The sequence below is a fragment of the Streptomyces sp. NPDC047079 genome (assembly GCF_040643755.1).
GTDB lineage: Bacteria > Actinomycetota > Actinomycetes > Streptomycetales > Streptomycetaceae > Streptomyces.
In genome coordinates, this window is record NZ_JBEYUZ010000010.1 from 20,015 (window position 1) to 45,622 (window position 25,608).

Genomic DNA, 25,608 nt, shown 5'->3' on the forward strand with positions numbered 1-25,608 from the left:
GGTCCCTTGTGCTCCTGTCTCTGGGGCGAGCTGTCAGGCGGGGTGGCGGGGGCCGTGGCCCGGGGGCGGGGTGAGGGTGGAGATGTAGTTATCGCCGTCCACCAGGGGGTTTTCGAGGCCGACGCCGGCTGCGGCCATGCGGTCGTACTCGGCGAGGATCAGCTCCTTGGTGCGGTACGTCACGTGCGCCTTCATGTCGTTGTCTCGGGTGACGTTGAAGGTGTCGAGCACGTACGAGGTGTCGTCACGGGAGACGCCGTACAGGTGGAAGAAGAGGGCATCCAGCTCCGCGCGGATCGTTGCGCGGCGGTCGGAGCTCCAGCGGAAGGGGGTGCCGGTGTCGCCGAGATCGCTGGCCAAGGCTCTCATGTCATGGGAGGTGTAGGTGAGTTCTGCGAGGCGCGGCATCAAGAAGTCACTGTGGGGCGCGAGATGTTTCGGTGTGGGCACGGGGAGCTGCGTGACGTAGCCGTACGTGAGGTGGGTGCCGCCGATCTTCTGGCGTACGGAGTAGTCGAATGCCATGGACGACAGAACCGTAAGCAACAAGGGCGCATACTCCGGATCGGAGGGAACGACGAGAGGGAACGGGTGCGCGAAGCCATACGAAGGCGCGACCGAGCAGATCATGGTGCGCTCGTCGGACGCCCGGCAGATGTCCCGCCACCCGAGGACCCAGCCCCGCTCCCACCCCCTGGCAGCAAGCCTTGACCGAACCCCCGGCAGCTTGATCTCCTTGCCGTTCTTGTCGACCTCGTCTGTAGGCACGTCCTGTTCAGGGACCCAGTACCGTGGCATCGGGACAGCCGAGGCGTCTTGATGCTGCTCGGCCGTGAGCCGTGGCAACGTGCCCTGATTGAGCTGCTTCTCAGTGGCACCCTGGTACGTAGAGAAGCGGTTGTCGTAGTGATGGAGCATCTTGGCCTCGTACAGGGGCAGCAGGTGTTCGTCGCCCCGAACCAGTACGTTGCCCTGAAGGTTCCAGCCGTCCTTGAAGAGGTCCTCGAACGTCTCACCTCGCCGTGCGTCGGGACGGAACAGATGGGAGTCGTTGGCCATGTGGAACATGGTCATGAACGACACCCCCCAGGGATTGCCGTCCTTGCGTGACTCGTCGATGAGGACTGGGACCCGGCGATAGATGCCCAGAGTGATTTCGGCGTCCCGACGGCTGCTGAAGACCGGGCATGTACCGGTGTTGGGGTTCATCCGGAGGATGTCCTCCGCCGTCAGCCGGTAGCGACGCTCGGCGATCTGCTCGGCCTGGCGCACCTTGAACACCATCTGGGCCGGCTCGTTCGTGTCCCCCGTGCCGCGTAGGGTGAGCAGGCAGAAGCGCATCGCGTGGTGGACGCCGGGGAAGACCTTGTCCTCGTTCTCGAAGTCGTACAAGGCGGCCATCTGGCCCGTCGTCACCAGGTCCTTGAAGAAGTACTGCGTCGTAGCGTCCGTAGCGATGCCCGTCGGCACGATGATGCCTGTCCGCCCGCGGGGGCCGGTCATCGCGCGGTCCGTCTCCGCGAAAACGGCGTACGTGTTGATGTCGCCGCGCCCCGTGAGGGGGTACCGGCCGCTGATGCGCAGGAAGTGGCTTTCGCCCTCCGCGCGGCTCTTGGCGGCCTCGAACTCTTTGAAGAGCAGATGTCTGTCGGGGTCATCCTTCAACTGGGCGATCGCCCGCTTCCGCGCCGCCGCATTCGTCGCCTTGGCGATCTCGGGACTGCGCTCCGCGAAGAACTCCTGCTCCTGGAGCTTGACCCGTTCCCACGGCGGATTCCCCACCACCGCATCGAAGCCCTTCTCCCAGCCCGTCCCAGGCTGCGCACCCGCGCCCGATTCGGGCACCGAGAAGACCTCTGGGAACTCCAGGTGCCAGTGGAAGAACCTGTACTCCTGCGCGAGCCGGATGATCTCCTCGTTCGTGCTCACCGGGATGCCCGCGCCCGCGCTCTGAAGGTCGCGGAAGACGCCCTCGGTGACCGGGGTCGGCGCGCCCTGGGTCTTGGGCCAGACGAAGGCGGCGCACCAGGCGTCGCCGATGTGCAGGGCGCGGAGGTAGTCCGCCGACTGCTCCAGTTCCCGGAACCGGCTCGACTGGAGCCGGACATCGCGCAAGGTGTTGGCCCGAGCCGCAGTGATGTCCCGCAGGCTCGCCGCGAACGCCGCGTTCGACACCCAGATGCGCTCCTCGGTGTGGAAGCTCAACTGGCCGCCCCGCTCGGCCGCGTTCCGCCTCCTGATGGCTGCCGCGATCTTCTTGTCGTCGCCCTCGATCGGCTTGAACGCGTCGTCAGGGATGCCCTTAGCCAGCAGTGACGGCGTAGCCCCGATCAGCGCGTTGCCGTGCTTGACGTGGGCGTCCAGGAAGCCCAGCGGCTTGCCCGGCTCCAGCGCCTCCAGCCACAGCGACACCTTGGCCAGCTCGACCGCCATCGGGTTCAGGTCCACGCCGTAGATGCAGCGCGCGACCACCTCGTGCAGGGCGTGGCGTACCGCGTCGATTGTCGGTTCCGGGTTCTGCTCCCTTACCGCAGCGACCCGCTTGGCGATCCGCCGAGCCGCAGCCACAAGGAAGTGGCCCGAGCCGCACGCCGGGTCGCAGACCGTCAGCGACAGCAGTTCCTGCTCGATGGCCTCACGGGGGTCCGGCTGGCCCGAGCGCGTCGCCCGGATCTCGCCGCGCTTCACCGCATCGTCGATCACCGGGTCCAGCGCCGAGTCGAGCAGGCACTCGATCAGCGAGGACGGGGTGTAGTACGAACCCGTCGTCTTACGCGCGTTGCCCGCCAGCTGGACCAGTTCGAAGGTGCGGTCGGTCGCGTTGTGCTTCGGGACCAGCTCCAGCAGGGACTCGTAGATGGAGCCCAGTTCCTCCGCGTCCAGGTGGCGGTAGTCCACCACCCGGTTCCGCTTGCTGCTCGTGTCCCGGACGATCGACAGCGCCCGGACCGCCTCCAGCAGCGGCTCGTTCGACAGGGACAGGCCGTGCAGGACCTTGTCCGCCTCCGTGTCGTCGAAGATGCCGCCCAGGCCCGGCAGGCCCAGCTCCGGCAGGCCGTCGTCGTTGCCCAGGCCCGACAGCACGAAGCGCAGCGCCTGGTACAGGTCACCGTGTGCCGTGCCCCTACGCCGCTGGGCGTGCCGGCGCAGGCGGGCCGAGGAGAAGTACGCCGCGTACCGCTCCTTCGCCGTCTCGTCTGCCGACGGGGACAGCAGGACCTCGCGGTCTTCCGCGACGAACAGGAAGAGGAGCCGGTAGACCAGCCGCAACAGCGCGTAATGGAAGGTCTTGACCTCCAGGGCCTCCCTGAGCTCCCGGTTGTCCGGGTGCTTCAGGAAGCCCGTGCCCAGCGTGGTGATCGCCCGCTGGACGCCCTTCCTGAGCTGGTCCAGGGCACGCGTGCCCTGGGCGATCGCCTCCGTGCGCCACTTCTCCAGCCAGCACGTCGACGGCGCCGCGTCCTCCGCGACCTCGAAGCGGGACACGTGCAGCAGTCGGTACAGCAGCACGAACTCGCTGAACAGCTCGCCGTCGAAGATCGCCTCCAGGTCGAACTCGACGTACGACGCCGTGGCCAGCGCGCTGGAGTCCCGCAGAAGACGAACCTGGCGGCCGTTCGTCAGGATGCCCCACAGGTGGGCCTCGGTCCGGTTCAGGCACTCCTGGAGCATCGACTGCGGCGGCACCGTGCCCGCGCCGCCCGGTCGCTTGTCCAGGTTGGCGTTCCATGCCACCTGGTGGATGAGCGCGTGCTGCCAGCGGTGCGAGACCTCGAACCGCTTCTCCGCGTCCGAGTCGGCCGTGACGCCTTCCGTGCCGATCGGTGTCAGGCGGCCGAAGCCCAGCTCCCGCCACAGCGGCGACAGCCAGTCGGCACCGGCGCGGCCGGTCGGGTCGGTCGCGGGCAGGCCCGTCTCCCGGTCTTCGGGGAGGTGCTTGCGCAGCTCGCGCCAGAGTGGCTTCAGGTACTCCCAGCTGCGCTCCGCCTCGTCCCGTACCGAACGGGACGACGGAAGGCCGTAGTCGGCGGGCTTCGAGCCAGGGACGTCCTTGCCCTCGGAGATGCGCAGCAGCATGTCGGCCGGCAGCAGACCTCCGACCGTGTGGACGGCGGTGAACACCTGGTTGCGAGTCGTGGCGGACATCAGGCGGACGCTCCAGAGACAGCAGCAGGGGAAGGGGAGGAAGCAGCGGGGTTCGCGGGCAGGTAGAGGTACGCGCCCAGGACGTCGGCCGGCTTCTGGGCCGTCACCGACAGGCCGCGGACGATCTCGCCGGAGGCCTGGCGCACTCGGCGGTGGGAGGCGTCCAGGGCGGCGGCCAGTTCCTCGCCGTACGATTCCAGGTGGCCGTACGCCTCGGGGAGTTGGTCCAGGACGCGCGTCATCATGCGCTCGCCGAAGTGCGGGTCCGTGTTCGCGGAGGCCGTCGCGTCCAGCAGCGCCGCCGCGCGCTCCTGCGGCAGCCACACCGCGTTCTTCGGGGAGCCCTCGAAGGCCAGCAGCCGCGCGTCCTCGGCGACGAGCTGCTTCTCGCCGCTCCGCGACGGCAGGGTCAGATGGAACCGGTAGCGGACCAGCAGCAGCGTCGTACGGGTCGTCACCGCGTCCGTCGTCACCACACCGCAGCGGCGCGCCGGGCGGGCGCCGTCCGCCTGCGCGTCCAGCGCCGCGTTCAGGACGTGCGACGCCAGAGCGCCCACCACCGGGTCCGTACGGACCAGCGCCGCCTCGCCCCGCGCCACCGCCGGATCACTCAGGAACGGGATGGGGCGGTCCTGCTCGATCACCTCGGCGCCCACTGCCGTGGCGAGAGCGTCCCGCAGGCCCGCCGGTGTGCCACCCACCTGTGCCGTGAAGTCCTCCTTCTGACCGGCGCCGCGCAACACAGCACCCAGCGCGCCCAGGGACTCCCGTACGAACGTCTCCACCTCGCCCGTGCCGCCCAGTGCCTCCCGAATCGCCGCGACCTCGCGGGCCACCTCCTCCGGGTGGATCGAGCGCTGCGCGAACCGCGAACGCGACGCCTTCTCCCGCTCCGCCGCCGAGTTCCAGTCGCTGTCCAGCTTCGCCGTGCTCACCTTGAACGCGTCCGCGCTGAACAGGGCGTCCTCGTTCTCGCGGCCGCGCATCAGCAGCCACTCCACGATGGCGTCCGTCACGCCAGTGGACAGCTCGTCCGGGACCGACACCGAGATGCCGAGGTCCTTCTTGATCTGGCGGTGCTTCTTGATGAGGACTTCGAGGACCTTGCCGTCGATGCCGTTGTCGTCGCCGTACAGGGTGATGACTCGGACCTCGTCGCGGCGCTGGCCGTAGCGGTCGACGCGGCCCTCGCGCTGGTCGTGGCGGGTGGGGTTCCACGCCAGGTCGTAGTGGACCACCGCGTCGAAGTAGTGCTGGAGGTTCACGCCCTCCGACAGGCAGTCCGTGGCGATCAGCACCCGGCGCGCGGCGGCGTCCTCGCCGGCCTCCGTCGCCAGCGCCTCGATGTTGTCGATGCGCTGCTGCGGCGACAGCTCACCCGTCACCGCCTTGACGACCGTCTTCGCGCCCAGCGGACCGCGCTTCTTCGTCTCCGGGTCGTTCGACAGCTGCTCGGCCAGGTACTTGGCGGTGGGGATGTAGCGGCAGAAGACGATCGGATTGTAGCCGTCGGCGAGCAGCGACTTGAGGTGCTTGATCAGCGCCTTCAGCTTGAGGTCCTGGGTCGGACCCTCCAACTCCGATGCTCGATCTGCCAGTTCCGCCAAGCGGGAGCGCGGGTCGTCCTCCCCGATCTCCGCACCCGGCGCTACGTCCATGCCCTCCATCGAGTCGCTGTCAGCCGCGTCGCTGTTCAGCGGGGCGCCCAGCTTGTCGGCCTCCTCCGCCGACGACGCGATCGCCGCCGCCGACCGTGTCCGCAGCGTCTGTGCCGCGGCGCGCGGCGAGGACACCAGGGAGCGCAGCAGCGCGATCGCCGACCACCAGGCTATTCGTGCCTCGCGCCGGCCCCGGTTGTCCGCCTCCTCCACGCGCTCGCTCGCGTACGCGATCGCGTCATCCAGCAGGGCCCGGTACTCCGGGGACAGCTTGTACGTCTCGTCCTTGAAGTAGCGGTCCGAGGGGAACGCCGTCCGCTCGGCGAGCGAGTCGTCGGCCAGGCCGTCCTCCTTGGTGAGGTACTGGCGTACGTCCGCACGCTTGCGGGCCACGAAGTGCTGGGCCAGCAACTTCCTGCCCGCGTCCGACTCCAGGTTCACGTGCGCCAGTTCGGGCTTGACCAGGCCCAGCAGGTTCCGGAACGCGGACTCCTTGCCGCTGTGCGGGGTCGCGGTCACCAGGAGCAGGTGCCGGTTCGCGTCCTCGGCCACCCGGCGCAGCAGCTCGTAGCGCAGCTGGCTCTGCGTGCCGGTCTTGGTGTCGTCGGCGGCCACGCACGTGTGGGCCTCGTCGACGATCACCAGGTCGGGACAGTGCCGTACGAAGTCGTCGCGGTGCCGCGTGGACTTGATGAAGTCCGTGGAGACGATGACGTTCGGGTAGCGGTCGAAGAGGGACTGGCCCAGGTCCAGGCCTCGCTCCAGGCGAGTCACCGTCGATGACAGCACCAGTTCCGCGTCGATGCCGAACTTGCTGCGCAGCTCTTGCTGCCACTGTTCCGCCAGCGCGGGGGAGCAGAGAACCGCCAGGCCCGACGCCTCGCCCTGCGCGAGCAGTTCGCTCGCGATCAGGCCCGCCTCGACGGTCTTGCCGATGCCGACGTCGTCGGAGATCAGCATGCGGACCGTCTTCTGGCGCAGCGCCATCAGCAGCGGGACGAGCTGGTACGCGCGCGGCTCCACCGCGATGCCCGCCAGCGAGCGGAACGGACCGGCACCCGAGCGGAAGCCGATCCGCAGGGCCGTGCGGAGCAGGCCGGCCGCCCGCTGGTCGCCGAGGTCGCTCGCCTCCGGTGCGGCGAACCGGGCCTCCTCGACCGTCTCGAACGCCGGGAACACGGCGGCGATATCGTCGTCCGAGCCACCCAGCGGGCGCAGGACGAGCAGGTCGGCCTTGCTCTCGGGGAGTACCACCCATTCGCGGCCGCGGGTCTTCACCAGGGAACCGGTGGAGTAGGTGAGTGCCATGTCTGTCTTCAAGTCCTCAAGCAGAAGGGTGGTCAGTTGGCGGCCGGAGTGCCGAAGTAGCGGGCGTTGGCTGCGGCGATGGCATCCCAGTCGCCGTCGTGCGGGAAGCGGACGACGTCCCAACTGGCGTTGAAGAGGCGGTCCTCGGCGTCCTCGTCCCGGAGGGTGTCCTGTTCCTTGTCGGGCGTGTCCACGAAGACGGCCACGTTCCCGCCGGGCAGCCGGTAGACGAAGTCGGGCTGCGCGTTCGCCTCGGTGAGGAACGGCCCTGCCTCGTCCGGAAGGTTCAGTCCCCGCGCCTTCGCCCAGCCCAGGAAGTCACCGCGCGCGGCCAGGTCGGTGGCGGCCGACGCCTCGACCGCTGTCGGTACCGCCGGAACCTGGTCGAGCAGCCGCCGGTACTGCTCCGACCTCGACTCACCCCGCGACTCGCGTTCCGCGGTCCCCGAGGCGAACCGCACCAGCAGGTGCCGGGCCGCGTGGCGGTTGATCAGCGCGTGGTCGAGCTGGTTGCCGTACGTCAGCAGGCACTCGTAGCAGCCCAGGGCACACGGGCGGTCCGGGTGCGGGCCGCCCAGATCGGTGCCGTCCTTGTCGAAGTGGCAGATCGACAGGGCGTACTGGGCGGCCTTGGCCAGGGCGTCCGGCTCGGCCTGGAGGCGACGCAGTACGCCCGCGCCGCCCTCGGCGGCCTCCATGAACAGGAACCGGCCCCACGGTCCGCCCTCCGGCGGCAGCAGCTCGCTGGAGAGCTCGGCGTCCTCCAGCTCGAACGCGGCCTCGATGCCTCGTTCCAGCGCGTACATGAGGGACAGCGCCTCGGGTTCGGGCAGCGCCTCGCCGAGGGTGACGACGAGGATGTTGCGGCGGTCCTCCACGTAGGGGATGACCCGCTTCTTGCGGCGTCGCTCCTTGCCGTCCTCGTCCACCACCGGCAGCTCGCTGGAGTCGCCGGAGGCCTCGGCGGCGTCCTTGTCGTTCATCCAGCGGCCGTCGGCGAGGTCGAGCCAGTAGCCCGCCGGCTCGTCCTTCTTGGCGCGTACCCGGCCGAGGTTGGTGATGCGGACGGTCGCGGAGTCGCCGTACGCCAGGTCGGCCAGAGCCGCGCCCGAGGCGTCGGCGACGGAGGCGTTGAGGCGGCCCTTGCGGGCGCCGTGGTCCTGGAAGCGGTACGACATCTCCAGCCGGAAGCCGGCCCGGCGGCGCTCCTCCTCGTCGGAGGAGATCCGCTCCCGGCGCGTGGTGTAGACGGTGTGGAGCTGGAGCAGGCCGTGGGTTGCCGCACCGAGCGGCTCGTCGCACATGTGGCAGCGGTCTTGGCGCTCGGCCGGGTCGTGGTGGTAACCGCAGTGGGCGCAGCGGCGGGCCTCGCTGGTCGCCAGGTCGCCGGAGGAATCCGGCGGGAGCTGGATGCGGGTCACCTGGTAGCGGGCACCCTCGTGGTAGATGAGCGCGCCGGGGCCGAACTCGCGAATCGCGAGGAAGCGGGGGCGCTGGAGGTAGTCGCCGTCACCCCGGCGGCGGCCGATGGTGGGGATGTAGGCCGCGAGCGGCAGGCGCGGGAAGCTGTAGCCGGGCAGGAAGCCCTCGGAGGCGAGGTAGCGGTAGGGGTTGAAGTCGGAGAGGACCGACTTGCTGTCGGCGCTCTCGTTCATCAGCAGGTTGAGCTGCGTCTCCGCCTCGCGGCGGCGGGCGTTGGCCCGGTTGCGGTCGGTCTCGGTGAGGCTGTAGTCCAGGCGGCGCTTGTTCTGGATGTACTGGTCGTCGAGCGCGGCTCGGAAAAGCTGCCGCCAGCGGTCGAAGGCCCGGTCGAAGCGCTCGGGCACCGTGCGCACCCGGTCCCGGATCCAGTCGTCGTGCCACCAGGTGGTGTCCGCGAAGTCGGGCAGAAGCGGACCGAGCACCCGCAGGGCCGCGTCCACCGTGCGGTGCTGCGCGGTCTCGTCCAGCGAGGCGGCGAGGATGTCGGGAAGCAGCTTCAGGGCGGGGTTCGGGCGGTCACCGGTGTCCGGGTGAGATACGTCCAGGACCTCGGGTATCGCGCGGCCCAGCTTCAGACCGGCCTCCGCTATCCATATGCCCTGCAGGTGCGAGAGGACCAGGTCCTCGTTGGCCAGGTCCAGGCGCGGCGGGGCCACCGCGCCCGCCACCATCCGCTCCGAGCGGCGGAAGTAGTACTGGTCGTGGCTGTTGCCCGTCGCGCAGTACGTCGTCACCAGCGCGGGCTGGCCGCTGCGGCCCGCGCGGCCGGAACGCTGCGCGTAGTTGGCGGGGGTGGGCGGCACGTTGCGCATCATCACCGCGTTGAGGGAGGAGATGTCGACGCCCAGCTCCATCGTGGGGGAGCAGTACAGCAGCTTCAGCTCCGCCTTGCGGAACGCCTCCTCGCGCCGCTCCCGCTCCTCCGGGGCGACCTGGGCGGTGTGCTCGCGGGCGAACAGCCCGGACAGCGCGCTCGCCGCCTCCTGGTACAGGTCCCGGAAGAAGGTGTTCACGCGCGGGCCGTCGCCGCTGGGGTAGGTGCGGGTCAGCGGGTCGTGCGTGCCCGTCTCGCCCTTGCCGGCACGCCAGATCAGCGACTGGGCCGCCACCCGGTAACCGGTCGTGGCCGGAGTCGTCGGCCTGCGGTAGCGTCCCGCGCGCTGCGGGGCCTCCGCCACCTCCTTCACCAGGCCGTTGGCGGCCAGCACCTTCAGCAGTTCCACGATGACGAGCTGCAGGTCGTCGGGGGAGAGCTTCTTGAACGAGGCGTCGGCGCGCTTGAGGTACTTGCCGAATTTGCCGCGTGCCGAGACGAACAGGCCGGAGCGGTCCAGTCCCCGGCCCGAAGGGTACGGGTAGGCGGTGCCCACGCGCGGGCGGTCGGAGGCCGACAGCACCCACGGGTCCGCCAGCCGCTCCTCGCTCGCCCGCTGCAACGCGTCGAAGTCGTCCCGGAAGTACGACACGTCGATGGCGAGCGAGCGGCGCATCTCGTTGAGCAGCACCTTCATGATCTCGGCCCGCAGGTCCGGATCGGCGTCCCGCAGGACCGCGTGGGTGTGCGCCCAGCGGTCCTGCTTGTCCGCGACCCAGCGCAGGTCCGCGTAGTCGATCTCCAGCAGACCGGTCTGCTCCAGGTTGGGCATGGTGATGCGCCAGCCGCGCTCCAGGTCGAGGTAGAGCCGGAAGGCGACCACGTCGCGCAGGGTCTTGGCCGCCGACTTGGCCAGGGTCGGGGGGAGATCGTGCTCGCCGGTGTAGTCGACGGGAGTAATCCCGAGGGCGTTCGTCACCGCCGAGGCCAGCTCCTCATGGGTGAGGCCGTCCTCGCCCGCGTCCAGGGCCGCCCGGTACAGCGCCCCGCGCAACTGGGTGATCTGCACGAAGTCGTTGAAGTGACCGGCCTGGAGGGAGGCGTCCTGACGGTTGTCGACGAAGGTCAGGAGCTTGCGGGCCTCCTTGTCCAGCGCTTCCTCCGGCACCGACTTCAGGGACCGCACCACGGACGCCGAGATGAGTGAGGTCGCCGAGGAGCGGCCCTCCTGGTCCAGCGTGGCCAGCTTCGCGAAATCCCGGCCGCGCGTCTGCTCGTAGGCCACGCCGCAGTGCAGGCAGAACAGGAACGGCGACGGGATGAACGCGGCCTGCAACTCGCCCCGGCCCTCGTAGCCGAGTGGGTCCACGGTGATCGCCCGCGGCACCCGGTCGCGGTACGTCTTCCTGACCACCTCCTGGCCCCTGTCGTCCAGCTCCAGCCAGGACTCGGGCAGCCGGCGGTCGTCCACGGCGTACTGGACGCTGGAGGGCCAGGGCCGCTCCTGGTCGATGAAGAGGTAGCCGTCGCCCTTGCGTCCGCCCGTGGCGGAGGTGTCGCGGCGGGCTTCGTAGCGGACCTCGCCGTCCTTCTCGGTGCGCCAGACGGTCAGGTACTCCTGGCCGCACTCCCGGCAGAAGGCCAGCGGCATCAGCAGCTTGCCGCCGCTGCCCGGCTGTTCCAGCTGGTAGGAGCGGGTCAGGTGGCGGGAGAGCTTGTCCTCCAGGGTGACGTACACGGTGTCGCCCTTGGAGAGGAACTGGTGCAGCCGGAACGCGAACAGGGGACGGTCGGTCACCGGGTGCCGGGCCTGCGAGCCGGCTTCCAGGGTCGCCTCGATGGCCTTCGCGCAGTCGTCCTTCGACACCCCTGAGCGCTCGGCCAGTTCGCGTGCCGCGACCTCGATCTTCGTGGGCCGGCGACGGATCAGACGGCCCGTCGCCTCGTCCGTGGCGAGGCCGAAGCGGGTCTCTATCCAGCGGGCCAGCGGGTCGCGTACCAGATCGGCGTACGCGCGCGGTGCGGCCGGTGAGGTGAGACGCTCGACGGGCACGGTGTCGGGGGCCTCGGCGGTGGCGCGTACGAGCGTCTCGCCGATGACGTGCCCGGGGCTGACGGGCGTGCCGAACAGCCTGCTCGCGACGTCGGCGACCACCTTCTTCTGGTCCTCGACCGTGCCCTCGGTCGACATGGTGGCCGAGGTGCCGATGCACTGCACTTCGGGTGCCTGGCAGGCTTCGCGGACCCGGCGGATGAGCAGGGCCACGTCGGCACCCTGTCGGCCGCGGTAGGTGTGCAGTTCGTCGAAGACGAGGAATTCCAGGCCCTTGGCCATCTTGATGAGGCTGGCCCGGTCGGCGGGCCGGGTCAGCATCAGCTCCAGCATCACGTAGTTGGTGAGCAGGATGTCCGGCGGGTTGTCCCGGATCTCCTTGCGCTTCTCGTCGTCCTCCTGGCCCGTGTACCGGGCGAAGGTCACCGGCTCGTGGCCTTGGCCGTAGCCGTCGCGAAGATACTTCTCCAGTTCCTTCAGCTGACTGTTCGCGAGCGCGTTCATCGGGTAGACGATGACTGCGCGCACCTGCTTGACCGTCTTCGGACCTTCGGAGTCGCGCTCATGAAGGACGCGGTTCACGATCGGAACGATGTACGACAGCGACTTGCCGGAACCGGTGCCGGTCGTCAGCACGTACGAGGCGCCACGCGAGGCGGCGTCGATGGCCTCACGCTGGTGGCGGTGCAGGGTGAGCGGTCGGCCGTCCGGGACCGTGCCGCCCTCCGTCTTGCCGGCCTGGAAGATGCGGGCGCACTCCGGGTGGAGGACCTTCTCCCCGACCAGTTCCGCGACCGTGCCGCCGCTCTGGAAGAACGGATTGAGCGACAGCCAGGGATCCGGCCACTGCGACTTGTCGTCGAGGTCCTTCTCCACGAACGCCGCGATGCGGTCGTCGCGGATGACGGTGCCGCCCGCGGTGAAGTCGCGGTAGTCCTTGATGAGGGCGCGGTGCACGCCGAAGACGTCCATCGCCGTGCCGGAGGCGGTGACCGGCGCCGGCCGAGGCGCGGGCGCGGACGTGGCGGTGACGGTGCGGGCGGTGTGGGCGGCGAGAAGCCGTGTCGGATCGAGGGCGGTCCAGTGGGGGAGTTGGGGCGTGTCCCCGTCCCGCGTGGCCAGGGGAGACAGGGCGTCGCGGACGTCGGCAGCGCTCGCCGGACGGTCGGCGGGGTCTTTGGCGAGCAGCCGGCCGACGAGGCGGATCAGCTCGGCGGGGATGTCACCGCGGATGACGCCGAGGGGCGTCGGCTCGGCCTCGAGGTGCTTGCGGGCGAGGTCGAAGGGCGACTCGCTGACGAAGGGCGGTACGCCGACGAGCATTTCGTACAGGACACAACCCAGCGCGTACAGGTCGGCCGCCTGGCTGACCTGGCGGCCCTCGAACTGCTCGGGCGCCATGTAGCGGGCGGTGCCGACGCTCACGCCGGTGCTGGTCAGCCGTGCCTCGTCCGGGTCGTCGACGATGCGGCCCATGCCGAAGTCGAGGACCTTGACGGTTCCGCCACCGGTCAGCATGACGTTCGCGGGCTTCAGGTCGCGGTGTACCACGTCGGCCGCGTGGGCGGCGGAGAGGCCATCGGCGATCTGGGCGCCGATGGCGGCTACCCACGAGATGGGCAGCTGGCCCTCCTCCTCGATGAGGTCGCGCAGCGTCTCGCCGTCCAGGAACTCCATGGCCAGGTACGGCAGTCCGCCGTCCGCGCTGACGCCTCCTGCGACGAGCCGTGTCAGGTTCCGGTGCTCGAGGCGGCGCATGATGCGCACCTCGCGGGCGAAGCGGTCCACGGCCTTGTTGTCCGCGCCCGTGTCGATCAGACCCCCCGTACGACGGCGAAGGATCGTCTTGACGGCGACCAGGCGGCCGGTGCTCCCCTCGGGAGCTTGGAGATCCTCAGCTCGGTGGACCTCCCCCATGCTGCCCTTGCCGATGACCTGTCCGACGCGGAACCTGCCATCGATCAGCTCGTGGCCCACGGCTGCTCCCCTGCCCTCTTCTTCCCCAGCCCCATTGGGACTTGCCCCTGTACCCGACACCGTCGCCACATGGTGCCCATGCGGAGAGTGCGGACGCCGTCACGGTACACGAGCTGTGTCAACTTTCCTAGAGGTGCAATCCGTTGACAGTGTCAACGGGCAACCCTTACGGTCTGGCATGTAACCGGGTGTGGGGGTGGGTGGCATGGCGAGGCGTCAGGATCCCGGGGCGCGGGGTGTGCCCGTGACGAAGGCCGCGCTGGCGGAACTGATGGCGCAACTCCGTCGGGCCGCGGTGGGCGGAGTCGTGCCCGAGGCGGTGTTCTTCGCTCAGACGCGCAAGCTCGGTTTGCGTGAGCACGAGCGGGAGCGGTTGCGGGACGAGCTGGTCAGGTTGCACGTGCCTGTCCAGAAGAGCGTGGTGCATACACACGTCGACATCCCAGATGTGCGAAAGGTTGCACGGAAGCGTGTAGAAACTGTGTTCCCCCAGCTCGATCGGGTGCTGAGACTGCTCGAGCGGTACGCGGACACCGAGGGACGCGTGACGTCCCGGGCCCTGGACGGGGTTGCACAGCTCTGCGGGCTCAATGCGCGCGAGGCGGCGGCCCTGCGGGACGCGGCCAATGTGCGGCCCGAGAAGACTCCGACGGAGTCGACGGCCGAGGCCGCACCCGAAGGGGACCGCGGAGACGTGGACGAGGAGCCGGCGCCGGTCGGCGACGCGAAAGCCGGTGGCGGGGGCTCCTCCGCGCAGGAACCGCAGGAATCGCAGGAACCGCCGGTCAGTGAAGGTTCCAGGACGGAGGAACTGGAGGCCGTATCGGAGGAGGACTTCCCGTCCGGGCCATCCGAAACAGTCGTACCGACGGACGCGGACCTGGCTGCAGCGGTCGCCGCGGCCGAGCGCGTCTTGCGCGAGGACCGCTATCGGCGTCGGCCGGAGAAGCACTTGCTCACCGCGCAGGAGGAAGTCGGGCTCGCCACGCTCGTGCGGGGTGGCCTCGACGAGGAACCCGACCAAGAAACGCTCAACGCCATGTCGTCGGACGACATCAGAATCCGCGCGCGGGACTGCCTGGTCGTACACAATCAGGGGCTCGTGCACAGCCTGCTTCCCCGCTACCTGGAACAGGGACTGGACTATGAGGACCTGTTCCAGCACGGGGCGCTGGGGCTCATGCGGGCGGCGCGGAAGTTCGACCCGACCAGGGGCTTCAAGTTCTCGACATACGCGACGTGGTGGATCCGCCAGTCCATCACACGGGGCATCGCGGACGAAGGCTCCGTCATCCGCGTACCCGTTCATGTGCACGAGACAATCCGTAAGGTGGCGAACGCCGAACGCTCTTTGGCCGAACGCGGGCGTCCGGCGACCGCGGCCGACGTGGCCGTGCACTGCGACCTGAGCCTGAGCAAGGTCGAGGAGGCCCGACGGCTGAGCCGGCGCACCGACTCGCTCGATCGTGTTGTAGGGGACGGAGCGACGCTCGGTGACTTCCTCGCCGAGACCCATACCGTGCCGCCATTCGAGGAACGGGTGCACAACGCGCTGCTCCTGGATGACGCCATGGCCGTGGTGAACACCTTCTCCGGCCGCGACCACCGGATTCTCGTTCGGCGCCTGGGACTCGACGACGCGGAACCGTCGACACTGGACCAGTTGGGCAGCGAGTTCGGCGTGACGAGGGAGCGCATCCGGCAGTTGGAGGTCAAGCTGGTGCCCGCACTCCGCTCGCGGCTGCGGACGGCGCGCCTGCTCGGTGTCCGTGCTGTGGTGGCGGGTGAGGACCCGGACAATGCGGGAAGCGTTCCTACCGTTGCCACTGGTCGCCGTGCCGCGCGTATTGCCCGGGCCGCTCGTCGTGTTCCGGGCAGGAAGACGGCGGTTGTCAAGGCGGCCATGCCGTCTGGCAGCCCTGACGCAACAGTGACTCCCGCGCCTCCGCAGGACGCCGTACAACCCGCGGCCGTGGCGAATGCGGATGTGCAGGACTGGGAGCGGGCCCGGCGGTTGGCCAAGTCGCCGTCCGGGCAGGCGTGGCTCGCGGACTACGCGATCGCCGCCGTGGGAGGCCCAGGGCTCACCGAGATGCTCGGGCAACCGGCGGCCGACGCTGTGCTGCGGATCGCTCGCGAGCGGGAGCCGGCCGATCACACGGTGCTTGCAGCGCTCGAGGTGCTGCGTCGTGTGTGCGACGCCGTCGCGCAGGCCGGAATGCGCCCGGAAGGCTTCTTCGACCGTCCCTCCGAGGCGCTGTGCGGGGTGACGCCCCGGGCCTACCTCGCCCGCAAGCCGCTGGTGCGAAGTGAGCCTCGGCTGGCGATGCGCGACGCCCTCCGGGAGTTCCTGGCGTTCACGAAGACGCTCCCGGAGGCATCGGCAGCGGAGTGCGCGGAGGACGCACCGGCCCGTCCGGCGCCGAGAGAACAGCAGCCGTCCCGTCATGAGCCGACCGGACCGGCGCCGGCCGAAACACCGTCGGCCGAATCCGAGCCGGTCCCTGTCCCGCCGCCGTCCGAGAAGCCCGTGAACATCACCGACGATTCCGACGTGGAGGCGGCGGCCGAGTCCGGGACGAATGAGTCGGCGCCGAGCGATGCAGCAGCCACTGACCTCCCTGCGCCGCTGCCCCAGTACACCGCCGACTGGGACAGGGCCCGGGAGCTGACACCGGCACCGTTCGGCGGGGACGTGGCATGGCTCGCCGAGTATGCGCTGCTCGCCGTGGGGCATCTACAACTGGCCGTGATGCTGGGCTCGTCCGCTGCGGACGCCGTCGTAAGGGCCGGTCGCGAACGAGGCATGCTCAACCGCCACGTAGTCCGGGCTCTGGAGGTGCTCGAAAGCGTTCTCGATGCCGTCAAGGGTCTGGAACTCCGGCCCGAGCACTTCTTCGAGTGGACTTCCGAGGTCCTGGGCGGGACGACACCCCGCGCATACCTGGCCGCGAAACCCCTGGTGGACAACGAGTCGCGCCTCGCTATCCACGACGCCCTTCGCGAGTTCACTGCGGCGCAGGCGGCAGGGATCGAGGACGAGCAGGAAGAGCACGCCGGTACGTCGCCAGAGCCTTCCGGAGACGTCGAGCACCTGCTCACCGAGGCCCGCGCACGGCACGAGGCGGAACTCGCACGGCTGGCCGACACGTACGAGCGTCGGCTGGCGGAGGAACGGCGGGCCGCCGACGCTCGTGTCACGGCCCTCCAGACAGAGGCCGGACAACAGCTCGACGACCTGGAAGAGATTCTGCTGAAACGCGTCGACAAGGCGCTGGCACGCCAGGAGCAGCGCCTGCGGCGGCAAGCAGAGGAACGCATCGCGCGGCTCAAGGAGGAGCACCGCGAAGCGAACATGGCCGCGACGCGCCGTGCACAGGAACGCATTGTGGATCTCGAGATCCGGCTGCGACAGGCCGAAACGGCGACGTCGACGGTCGCGTCCGAGCAGGTATCGCAGTTGCAGGCCCACGCCGAGCAGGCGGAGAAGCAGCTGCACCAGTACCGCGAGGAGGCTGTGGCACGCGTCGCGGACCTCGAGTCCCGACTCCGGCGGACAGAGGCGCGCCTGCGGCAGACCGAGACGCGACTCATCGCCCGGGACAGAGCCATGTACGAGGCCGGGCAGCGTGCCGCCGCGGAGGTGGAGCAGGCGCAGCAACGGGCCGAGGCTTCGGAGCAGCGGGCGCAAGCGCTGGTCACCGCCGCCGACCAGGCGGAGGCTCGCGCGGTGCAGGGCGAACAGCTCACCGCGGCACGCCTTGCGCAGGTCGAGCACGATGCCTGGGCCCGTATCACCGACTTGCAGACGCAGCTCGCCGCACTGCAGGCACCGGCCGCTGACCGGGCATCCCTCAGGGACCGCTGGCGCCGGTCCTGAGACAAGCCTGCGCTCCACCCACCGTCGTTCCCTCTCGAACAGTTTCCAGGAGCACCATGGACGCCCGGCAAGAGCTCGTCGACTACCTGCACCGCCAACTCGTCGGCCCGGTAGCCGGAGAGCACGAGACCCTCGATGCCCCGCCCGACCGGCAGTACCTCATGGGCACCCTCTACCCGCAGGAGGCGGACCTCCGGCGGCAACTGGACCTCGCGGCGGAGGAGCCGGACGGCCTCGGCACCGAAGCGCGGGCCGACGACACGGCTCCGTCCACGGATCCCGTTCCCGAGGCCAACTCCTGGCTGCCGTCATCCCTGGGACTGAGCTTCTACACCGACACGACCACTGTGACCGTGAGCTGTTCCGGTGCCCGTTACGAGACCAAGGCGGCGACGGGCGAACGAGGCCGGCGTTGGAAGAGGGTTCCGCTCGACCCCGAGACGCACACACTCGGAGCGGGCCGCGATCGCGTGCTCGTCCTGGACGGCCGGGCTGAGATCCGGGTTCGCCGCCGGACGTTCGGCAGCGGGCATCTGATCACCGTGGCCCTGGTCAACGTCGCACACCACGAGCAGGCTCTCGGCAAAGCCGCCCAGTGGGACCGCATGCTCTTCCAGGTGGGCCTGACCGCCCGGCCCGTGGACGGGACCGTGCTGCCTTACCCGAGCATCCGGCTGGCCAGCCGCGACCTCGAGGAACAGGAACTGCGACTGCAGTACCGGCACGTACAGACGCATGCCGTCGGGCACGGGTGCGCCGTGGAGGAGCTGCGCGACGAGGACACCGGGCTCGTGACCGGAGTGCGGGCGGCCGTCATGCCGCAGGCCGAGGTCAGCGGCACCCGGGCCGCGGGCCTCACCGACACGCCCGTCCTCAACGTCCTGCATCTGGCAGACCCCGATGTCTCAGTGGAGCAGCTCCGTGAAGAACTGAGCGAGTTCGCCGCCCACTATCGCGCCTGGTACGTGGGACAACTCAATGCGGACATCCCCGAATGGGGGCGGGACGCCGCTGATCGGATCCTCGAACGCATCGGTGCGGCGGTCGCGCGCATCGAGTCGGGTGTGCGCACACTCTGTGACCCGCGCCGCCCCGAACTGCTGCGTGCTTTCCGAGTGGCGAACCATGCCATGGCGCTGCAGATGCGGCACTCGGCCCACGACCAGGCCGGCGAGCGGCGCGCCCGCCGTGACCCCGTTCTGCTCGACCCGGCGCCGCACGCGGACGCGACCTGGCGGCCGTTCCAGCTCGCCTTCTTCCTCCTGGCCGTGGACGGCATCGCCGATCCCCGGCACCCCGACCGCGGCACCACCGACCTGATCTGGTTCCCCACCGGTGGTGGAAAGACCGAGGCGTACCTGCTCCTGGCCGCCTTCGTCATGCTTCTGCGTCGCACCGCCGCCGACGGCGGCGGGACCGCGGTGCTCAGCCGCTACACCCTCAGCCTGCTGACCACCCAGCAGTTCCAGCGGGCGGCCACCACCGTCTGTGCCCTGGAGACCCTGCGCCGCGCCGATCCCGAGACCTACGGACACGAGCCGTTCTCCATCGGCCTTTGGGTGGGCGAGGCCACCTCGCCGAACTCCTACGACACCGCCCGCACCAAGTTCGAGGAGGTACGCAGGGCTGCCAAGCCGGACGACGTGTTCATCCTGGACCGGTGCCCCTGGTGCGGCACGCGCATAGTTCCCTCCCACAAGTCCCCGGACATCGGGGACTACGGTGTGCGGGCGGCAGCCGACTCCTTCGCCTTCTTCTGCCCCCGCGACGATTGCGCCTTCCACGACGAGCTGCCCGTCGGTGTCGTGGACGAGCAGTTGTACGACCGTCCGCCCACATTCGTCCTCGGCACCGTGGACAAGTTCGCCCGGCTGGCCTGGGAGCCGCGTGCCGGGCGGCTGTTCGGCGCCGGCACCGGGAACCTGCCGCCGACCCTCGTCATCCAGGACGAGCTGCATCTGCTCACCGGCCCTCTCGGCACCACCGTCGGCCTGTATGAGTCGGCGGTCCTCGGCTTGTGCACCACGACCGAGGGAATCAGTCCCAAGGTGGTGGCCTCGACGGCGACCATCCGCCGCTCCGGTGAGCAGATTCGCGCACTGTACGGCAGTGACGTGCAGCTTTTCCCGCCCGCCGGACTCGACGCCAGGCACTCGTACTTCGCCGAACCCGACACGTCGCGCCCAGGACGGCTGTACCTCGGGGTCATGGCCCAGGGCCACACCGCGGGCCGTGCCTCCGTTGCCACCGCCGCGGCCATGCTTCAGGGCGCCTGGGAACTTCCCCTGGAGAACCGCGACGACTACTGGACCCTGGTCGCCTACCACCACAGCCTGCGAGAACTCGGGCGCACCGTCACGGCCGCGGCCGACGACATCCCGGCCCAGTTGAAGGGCCTGGACTCCGGTGCCGGAGCAGGCGTACGCGAGTTGCGGGACCATCAGGTGCAGGAACTGACGAGCAACCTGCCGCGGGCGGAGCAGCCGGTTCTGCTCGACCGGCTCGAGAAGAGCTGGCAGGACGAGCAGTCGGTGTCCTTCCTGCCCTGCACGAACATGCTGTCCGTGGGCGTCGATGTGAAGCGGCTGTCGCTCATGCTGATGCAGGGGCAGCCCAAGACGACGGCCGAATACATCCAGGCCACCAGCCGCGTGGGCCGGCACGCCGTACCAGGTCTCGTCGTCACGTTCTTCAACGCGACCCGCCCCCGCGACCGCTCGCACTACGAGACGTTCGACGTGTACCACCGCTCGCTCTACCGGCACGTCGAGCCGACCAGCGTCACACCGTGGTCGGTGCCTTCGCGGCGACGGGCACTCCATGCCGCGCTCGTCATCCTCGTACGACACCGTCTCGGCCTGGCCGCGGAGAACCAGGCCGGAGGAGTTCTCGACAGGATGACGGAAGCCGAATCGCTGGCCGATGAGCTGACGGCACGGGTGGTCGCCGCAGGTGAGGGCCTCGCCGCCGAGGCCGTGCGCCAGGAACTCGGTGAACTCCTGGCCGACTGGGAGGACGCCGCTCGCGAGGCGCGCAAGGAGGGCCGGGAGCTGTACTACCGCAGCCAGGGCAAGGGCCAGTCCAACCTGATCAAGAGTTTCGAACAGCGCTACGGCCTGTGGGAGACCCCCAACTCCATGCGCAACGTCGACCGGGAATGCCAGGTAGTGGTGAAGGGAGCGGACCTGTGAGCCGGACACTTCGGGTACGTCAGTCGCAGACCGTCCTGCCGTTCGGGGTCGGAGCCGTCTTCGACATCCAGGGCGAATCGTTCGTGGCCACCGGCATCGGGGACTGGCCGCAGCGCGCCAAGCAGCGCGTGGAGTCGACCAGGCTGGCCGCGCGCCTCGGCGTCACCGGCTTCTACGCCGCCCCGCCCACCCCCAACGAGCGGTACGACGTACCGGACGCGCCCGGCGCTCCCTACATCCGCTTCCCGTCCTGGCTGTTCTGCGGCGCCTGCCGGCGTATGAAGCGCTGGCGCATCGCCGACGAGAAGCCGGGACAGCCGCCGCGTTGCCAGTCCTGCTCACCCGGACCCACTTTGGCGCCCATGAGGTTCGTGCAGATCTGCTCCGCCGGCCATCTCGGAGACATCGACTGGTGGTTCTGGTCCCATTCGCGGCGCGAGGCCACCGAGCGCCGGGAATGCACCGAACGGGAGAAGCTGCGCTTCCTGGTCTCCGAGCGGGCCTCCGGCCTCGAAGCCTTGTCGGTCGTGTGCGCGGCGAAGGGCTGTGGAGCCGTGCGTGACCTGCTCGACATCCTCGGCACGCACGGCATGCGCTGCTCCGGGCGCAACCCGTGGCAGCGGGCCAACGAGGCGGTGGAATGCGTCAAGCCGGTCCAGATAGTTCAGCGAACCGCAGGCAATCTGTACTACCCCGTGGTGCACTCGGCCCTCGACATACCCGAGACGGAAACCGCGGTGTACGCCGACGAGACACTCGCGAGCAGGGTGCGTGAGCACGACCTGTGGGTCTCCCTGTGCAAGGTCGCCGCGACCCCGCGCGCCGAGGTCTTCCGCGAAATGATCAAGGATGACACCGGAGCGGACGACGCCCTGCTGGATGTCCTCCTGGCCGAGGAGACCGGACAGCCTGTGGCCGCCGCGTCCGGGCCGGCCGCCGCGTCCGGGCCGGCCGCCGCGCCCGTGCGCCCCGACCTCAGCCGCGAGGAGTGGGCGGCGTTCATGGCTCCCGTACCGCCCGCCACCCGTGACTTCGCGCTGCGCGCGACCACGCTCGACCTGGCGCAGGAGACCATGGAACCCTGGGTGGGGCTGCGGCGTCGCATCGGCCGCGTCCTGCTCGCAGACCGGTTGAGAGAAGTGCGCGCGCTGTCCGGTTTCACCAGGGTGTCCCCCGACGCGACAGTCGTGCCCGCCGACACCGCACGGCGCCTGAAGTGGCTGCCCGCCGTAGAGATATTCGGCGAAGGCATCTTCCTCACCCTCGACAAGGAGGCACTGGCCGAGTGGGAAGCGGACGACCGAGTGCGTCGCCGCGTCGCCGGTATGCGTGCCGATCTTGACCGAGCCTTCCAGAAGGACCGGCTGGAGGCCCTCACCGGAGCGGAGCTCTCGCCGAGGTTAGTTCTCCTGCACACGCTCGCGCACCTTCTCATCCGCCAGTTGTCCTTCGAGTCCGGCTACACGACGGCGAGCCTGCGCGAACGCATTTACGCCCGCCCTGAGCAGGACCAGTACGGCATCCTCGTCTACACCGCCGCCGGAGACGCCGAAGGCACTCTGGGCGGACTCGTGCGCCAGGGCGAACCGCCCCGCTTGGCGGAAACACTGCTGCGGATGACCGAGGCGGCGGCCTGGTGCTCCGCCGACCCGTTGTGCGCGGAACACGCCGGGCAGGGCTTCGGCAACCTCAACCGGGCCGCCTGCCACGCGTGCGCCCTGTTGCCCGAGACCAGTTGCGAGTCCGGCAACACGCTGCTGGACCGCGCCCTCGTCGTGGGCGGTGAACAGGTGCCCGGCTACTTCGAACCGATCGTCACAGCCGCCCGCGCAGCGGCTGCCGCAGCCCTGGAGCAGATCCCCTCATGACGCTCACCTACCTGGACCTCATGCCGGAGCAGCGGTCCGCGCTCGACAACCTGCCGTTCGACGGCAACCATCTGATCAGCGGCCCGCCCGGCAGTGGCAAGAGCCTTCTGGCAGCCCAGCGCGCCGTGATGCTGGCACTGACCGGCACCCCGGCCGTCCTGCTCACACGCTCCCATCTGCTCCACCAGTCCTTGGCGTCCACCGCCCATGCGCTGGGACCCAGAGACCGCAGCGTTCGCGTGGCCACAGCGCACTCATGGCTGGACAACTGGTACGGCCCCAAACCTCCACGTGCCGAAGACGGCTGGTACGACTGGCCGGCCTTCTTCGAGCGTGCTGCCGAAGCCGAACGGGACCCCGGTCTGACCCTGGTCATCGACGAAGGCCAGGACCTGCCGCCCGAGTTCTACCGGCTGTGCAGGCTCCTCGGGGGCCGCATCACGGTATTTGCCGATGAGTGCCAGCGGCTGACCGACACGAACTCCACGCTGGAGGACATCGCCCACCGCCTCGGCAACTGCACGCGCGTCGAACTCGACGGCAATCACCGGAACACCCGCCAGATCGCCGCGTTCGCCGCGCACTTTCACACGGGCGCCGGCATGCCCGCCGTCCCCGACCGGGACGGGCCGCCACCGCGCGTGCACAGGCTGCCCGAACGCGGCGCAGCAGACTTGCTGATCACGCTGGCACAGCAACATCCCGGCCACACCATCGGCGTGATCGTCAACTCCCGGCACACGCAGTTCTCGCTGCTTGGCAGCCTGGAGAACAGAGCACCATGGCTGAAGCCCCAGCTGTACACATCCCAGGCAGTGAAGGGCCGCTATCGCACCCTGGACCTCGCCCGCCCGGGTATCGTCCTCGTCCACCGCGCCAGCGCGAAGGGACTGGGTTTCGACACGGTCGTCATCCCCGACACGCACACCGACGCTGCTACCGATCCGACCTCGGCGGCCCTGCGGATGACCTACTACGTGCTGGCCACCCGTGCCAGGCGCGAGCTTCACCTCGCCTACGAGGGGCAGAACGAGCCACCGCTGCTCGCCGAGGTGGGTACGGGCGCACTGCTGCGCGGCTGACCGAGACGCGTCCCGCCCAGCGTGCCGGTGTGGTCATCCCTCTCCCTGCCCGGCTTTCTCCAACCTCGTGACCGCATCGTCGAGAGGCGAACGACCAGCAACGATGTCCTGTCTCGACGAGTCATCCTCCGGCCGGAGCCGGGGGAGGGGGCCCGCGGCGGCTAACCGTGTACTGCAACGGGCGCGCAGGCACGAACAGAGGTCACACTCAGGGTCGTAGCCCCGCCCAGGCCGGAGGCGAACCGCGGACGCCCTCCTACTGCCCGGTAACCCCGTGAACCTCGTTCAACGGGATCCCGGGACACATGTGAGTACCCTCGAACGCTAGGGTGACGGGCGCCTGGCGGTTCCCCGTCCCAGGCAGCCGGGCTGTCGGCACAGGACCTGTTCGCACACGTGCGGGGGCTCCCGGCAGCCTGGGCCCAGCGCCCGACGACGCCGTCGCCCTGCTCTTGCCGAGTGCGCCGACGCGGTGAGAGAAAGGTACGTGTTCCATGTACAGCGCTCGCCAGCGCACTGGTACCACGCATGTCGCACCCAAGCCGCACCTCGGTGAAGTCCGTGCCAGAAGCCGTCCCCCACGGCAGACGTGCACAGTTCGTAGCGGGTCTGCTCGGCGCCGCCCGGCACCGGGGATGGTCCGGAGGGAGTTCCTCGGCTCATCCAGGCTGGGTGCCGTCCTCTCCGCGCGGAAACGAGCGAGCGGGGTGGGCGGACGATTCCGTCCCGCAGTGATGCGGACTGAGCCGACACACCTTGCGCGTACCACGGAGCTGGACGAGAGGCTCTGCCTTCACGCCGGTGCGGCATCGGCGACGGAACACACCTGGGATCAACGGTGACGGGCAGATTCCGGTCCATGCAGCACACCCGGGACCCAGACACGCCGCCGGGGCCGGCGGACGGATGGAACAGAGCCGCCCCACCGGGCCCGGCCCCCGCCACGGTGGCCCATCACGCGGCGCCCGCCCATCCCCCTGTCAGTGCTGAGGACGTCGCGCTGGTGCGGGGCAGCCTGGCGGTTGTCGCACCTCACGTCGCCGAGCTGGCCGTGTACTTCTACGACATCCTCTTTGCGCGTCATCCACAGGTCAGGGACTTGTTCCCGGCCGAACTCGACGTCCAGCGGGAACGTCTGGTCCGAGGTCTGCTGCGCATCGTGGAACTGGTCGACGACCCCGGTAACCTCGTCGCGTTCTGCTCCCGTCTCGGGCGTGGCCACCGCAAGTTCGGCACGCAAAGCGCCCATTACCCGGCCGTCGGCGAATGCCTGCTGCAAGCCCTCTCCCACTACGCGGGCCCGGCCTGGAGTCCCGAGGTGGCGGCGGCTTGGCAGCGTGCCTACACCGCTGCCGCGGACGTGATGGCCCGCGCCGCCGAGGAGGACGCGCGTCACCGGCCGGCCGTGTGGCACGCGCACATCGTCAAGCACGTGCACCGCGGACACGGAATCGCTGAGATCACCATCCAGCCACAGCTGCCGTACCCCTTCGTGGCGGGCCAGTACGTGAGCATCGAGACGCCGTGGGCGCCGAGGCTGTGGCGGCATTACTCACCCGCACACGCCCCACGGCCCAACTCCCAGCTGACGTTCCACGTCCGTGCGGTGCCCGGAGGCACGGTCAGCAACGCGCTGGTCCACCACGCCCGTCCGGGAGACCCAGTCCGGCTGGGGCCGCCAGAAGGCGACATGGTGCTGCGTCCGACCGCCGGACGGGACCTCCTCTTCGTCGCCGGCGGCACCGGCCTGGCTCCGATACGCGCCCTGATCGAGCAGGCGGCCCAGAACGGCATCGGAAACGCGCGGGAGGTCAGTCTGTTCATCGGCGCCAGAACGGCGGACGAACTGTACGGGCTCGATGACATGCTGCGCATGTCCCAGCGCTACCACTGGCTCCGCGTCCGGGCCGCGGTCTCCCACGAGCGCATCGCCGGACTGGAGGGCACGCTGCCCGAGGTACTTGCGGAATTCGGTCCCTGGTACCGGCACGAGGCGTACCTGTGCGGCCCACCGCAGATGCTCGGTGAAGCCATGCAGGCCCTGCGGCGTCATGGCGTCCCGCCGCACCACATCCACTACGACCCCTGGGACGTCCCCGTCCTGACCGCCCCTCTGGGGCCGCCCACGCCTGAAGAGGAGACCGATTAG

At 69.6% G+C, this 25,608-nt stretch carries 8 protein-coding genes; 5 read left to right on the plus strand and 3 right to left on the minus strand.

From position 1 onward, the window contains the following. Positions 1–33: 33 nt before the first annotated feature. Genes ABZ823_RS15690 through ABZ823_RS15700 form a run of 3 tightly spaced genes read right to left on the minus strand, consistent with a single transcriptional unit; the run spans position 34 to position 13,438 of the window. On the minus strand, positions 34–4,146 hold the full coding sequence (locus ABZ823_RS15690) for a DNA methyltransferase (protein ID WP_361659403.1): 4,113 nt from the start codon (positions 4,144–4,146) through the stop codon (positions 34–36). After that, entirely contained in the window at positions 4,146–7,112 is a 2,967-nt protein-coding gene (locus ABZ823_RS15695; protein ID WP_361659406.1) for a helicase-related protein, read from the minus strand. Before ABZ823_RS15695 ends, ABZ823_RS15690 begins: the two co-directional genes overlap by 1 nt. A gap of 32 nt (positions 7,113–7,144) precedes the next feature. Continuing rightward, positions 7,145–13,438, minus strand: a complete 6,294-nt coding sequence (locus ABZ823_RS15700; protein WP_361659409.1) for a protein kinase — start codon at positions 13,436–13,438, stop codon at positions 7,145–7,147. Positions 13,439–13,643: 205 nt separating this feature from the next. On the opposite strand from ABZ823_RS15700, the gene ABZ823_RS15705 reads away from it, so the two are divergent. From ABZ823_RS15705 to ABZ823_RS15725, 5 genes are all read left to right on the plus strand, one after another. Next, complete coding sequence (locus tag ABZ823_RS15705; protein WP_361659412.1) at positions 13,644–17,318, plus strand: sigma-70 family RNA polymerase sigma factor; 3,675 nt, start codon at positions 13,644–13,646, stop codon at positions 17,316–17,318. A 56-nt stretch (positions 17,319–17,374) separates the two neighbouring features. Continuing rightward, entirely contained in the window at positions 17,375–20,509 is a 3,135-nt protein-coding gene (locus ABZ823_RS15710; protein WP_361659415.1) for a helicase-related protein, read from the plus strand. After that, complete coding sequence (locus ABZ823_RS15715) at positions 20,506–22,377, plus strand: DUF1998 domain-containing protein (RefSeq protein WP_361659418.1); 1,872 nt, start codon at positions 20,506–20,508, stop codon at positions 22,375–22,377. Before ABZ823_RS15710 ends, ABZ823_RS15715 begins: the two co-directional genes overlap by 4 nt. Beyond that, the gene (locus ABZ823_RS15720; RefSeq protein WP_361659421.1) at positions 22,374–23,459 is read left to right on the plus strand and encodes a DNA helicase; all 1,086 of its coding nucleotides are present in this window, start codon (positions 22,374–22,376) and stop codon (positions 23,457–23,459) included. Before ABZ823_RS15715 ends, ABZ823_RS15720 begins: the two co-directional genes overlap by 4 nt. A 1,003-nt stretch (positions 23,460–24,462) precedes the next feature. Then, on the plus strand, positions 24,463–25,608 hold the full coding sequence (locus ABZ823_RS15725; RefSeq protein WP_361659424.1) for a globin domain-containing protein: 1,146 nt from the start codon (positions 24,463–24,465) through the stop codon (positions 25,606–25,608).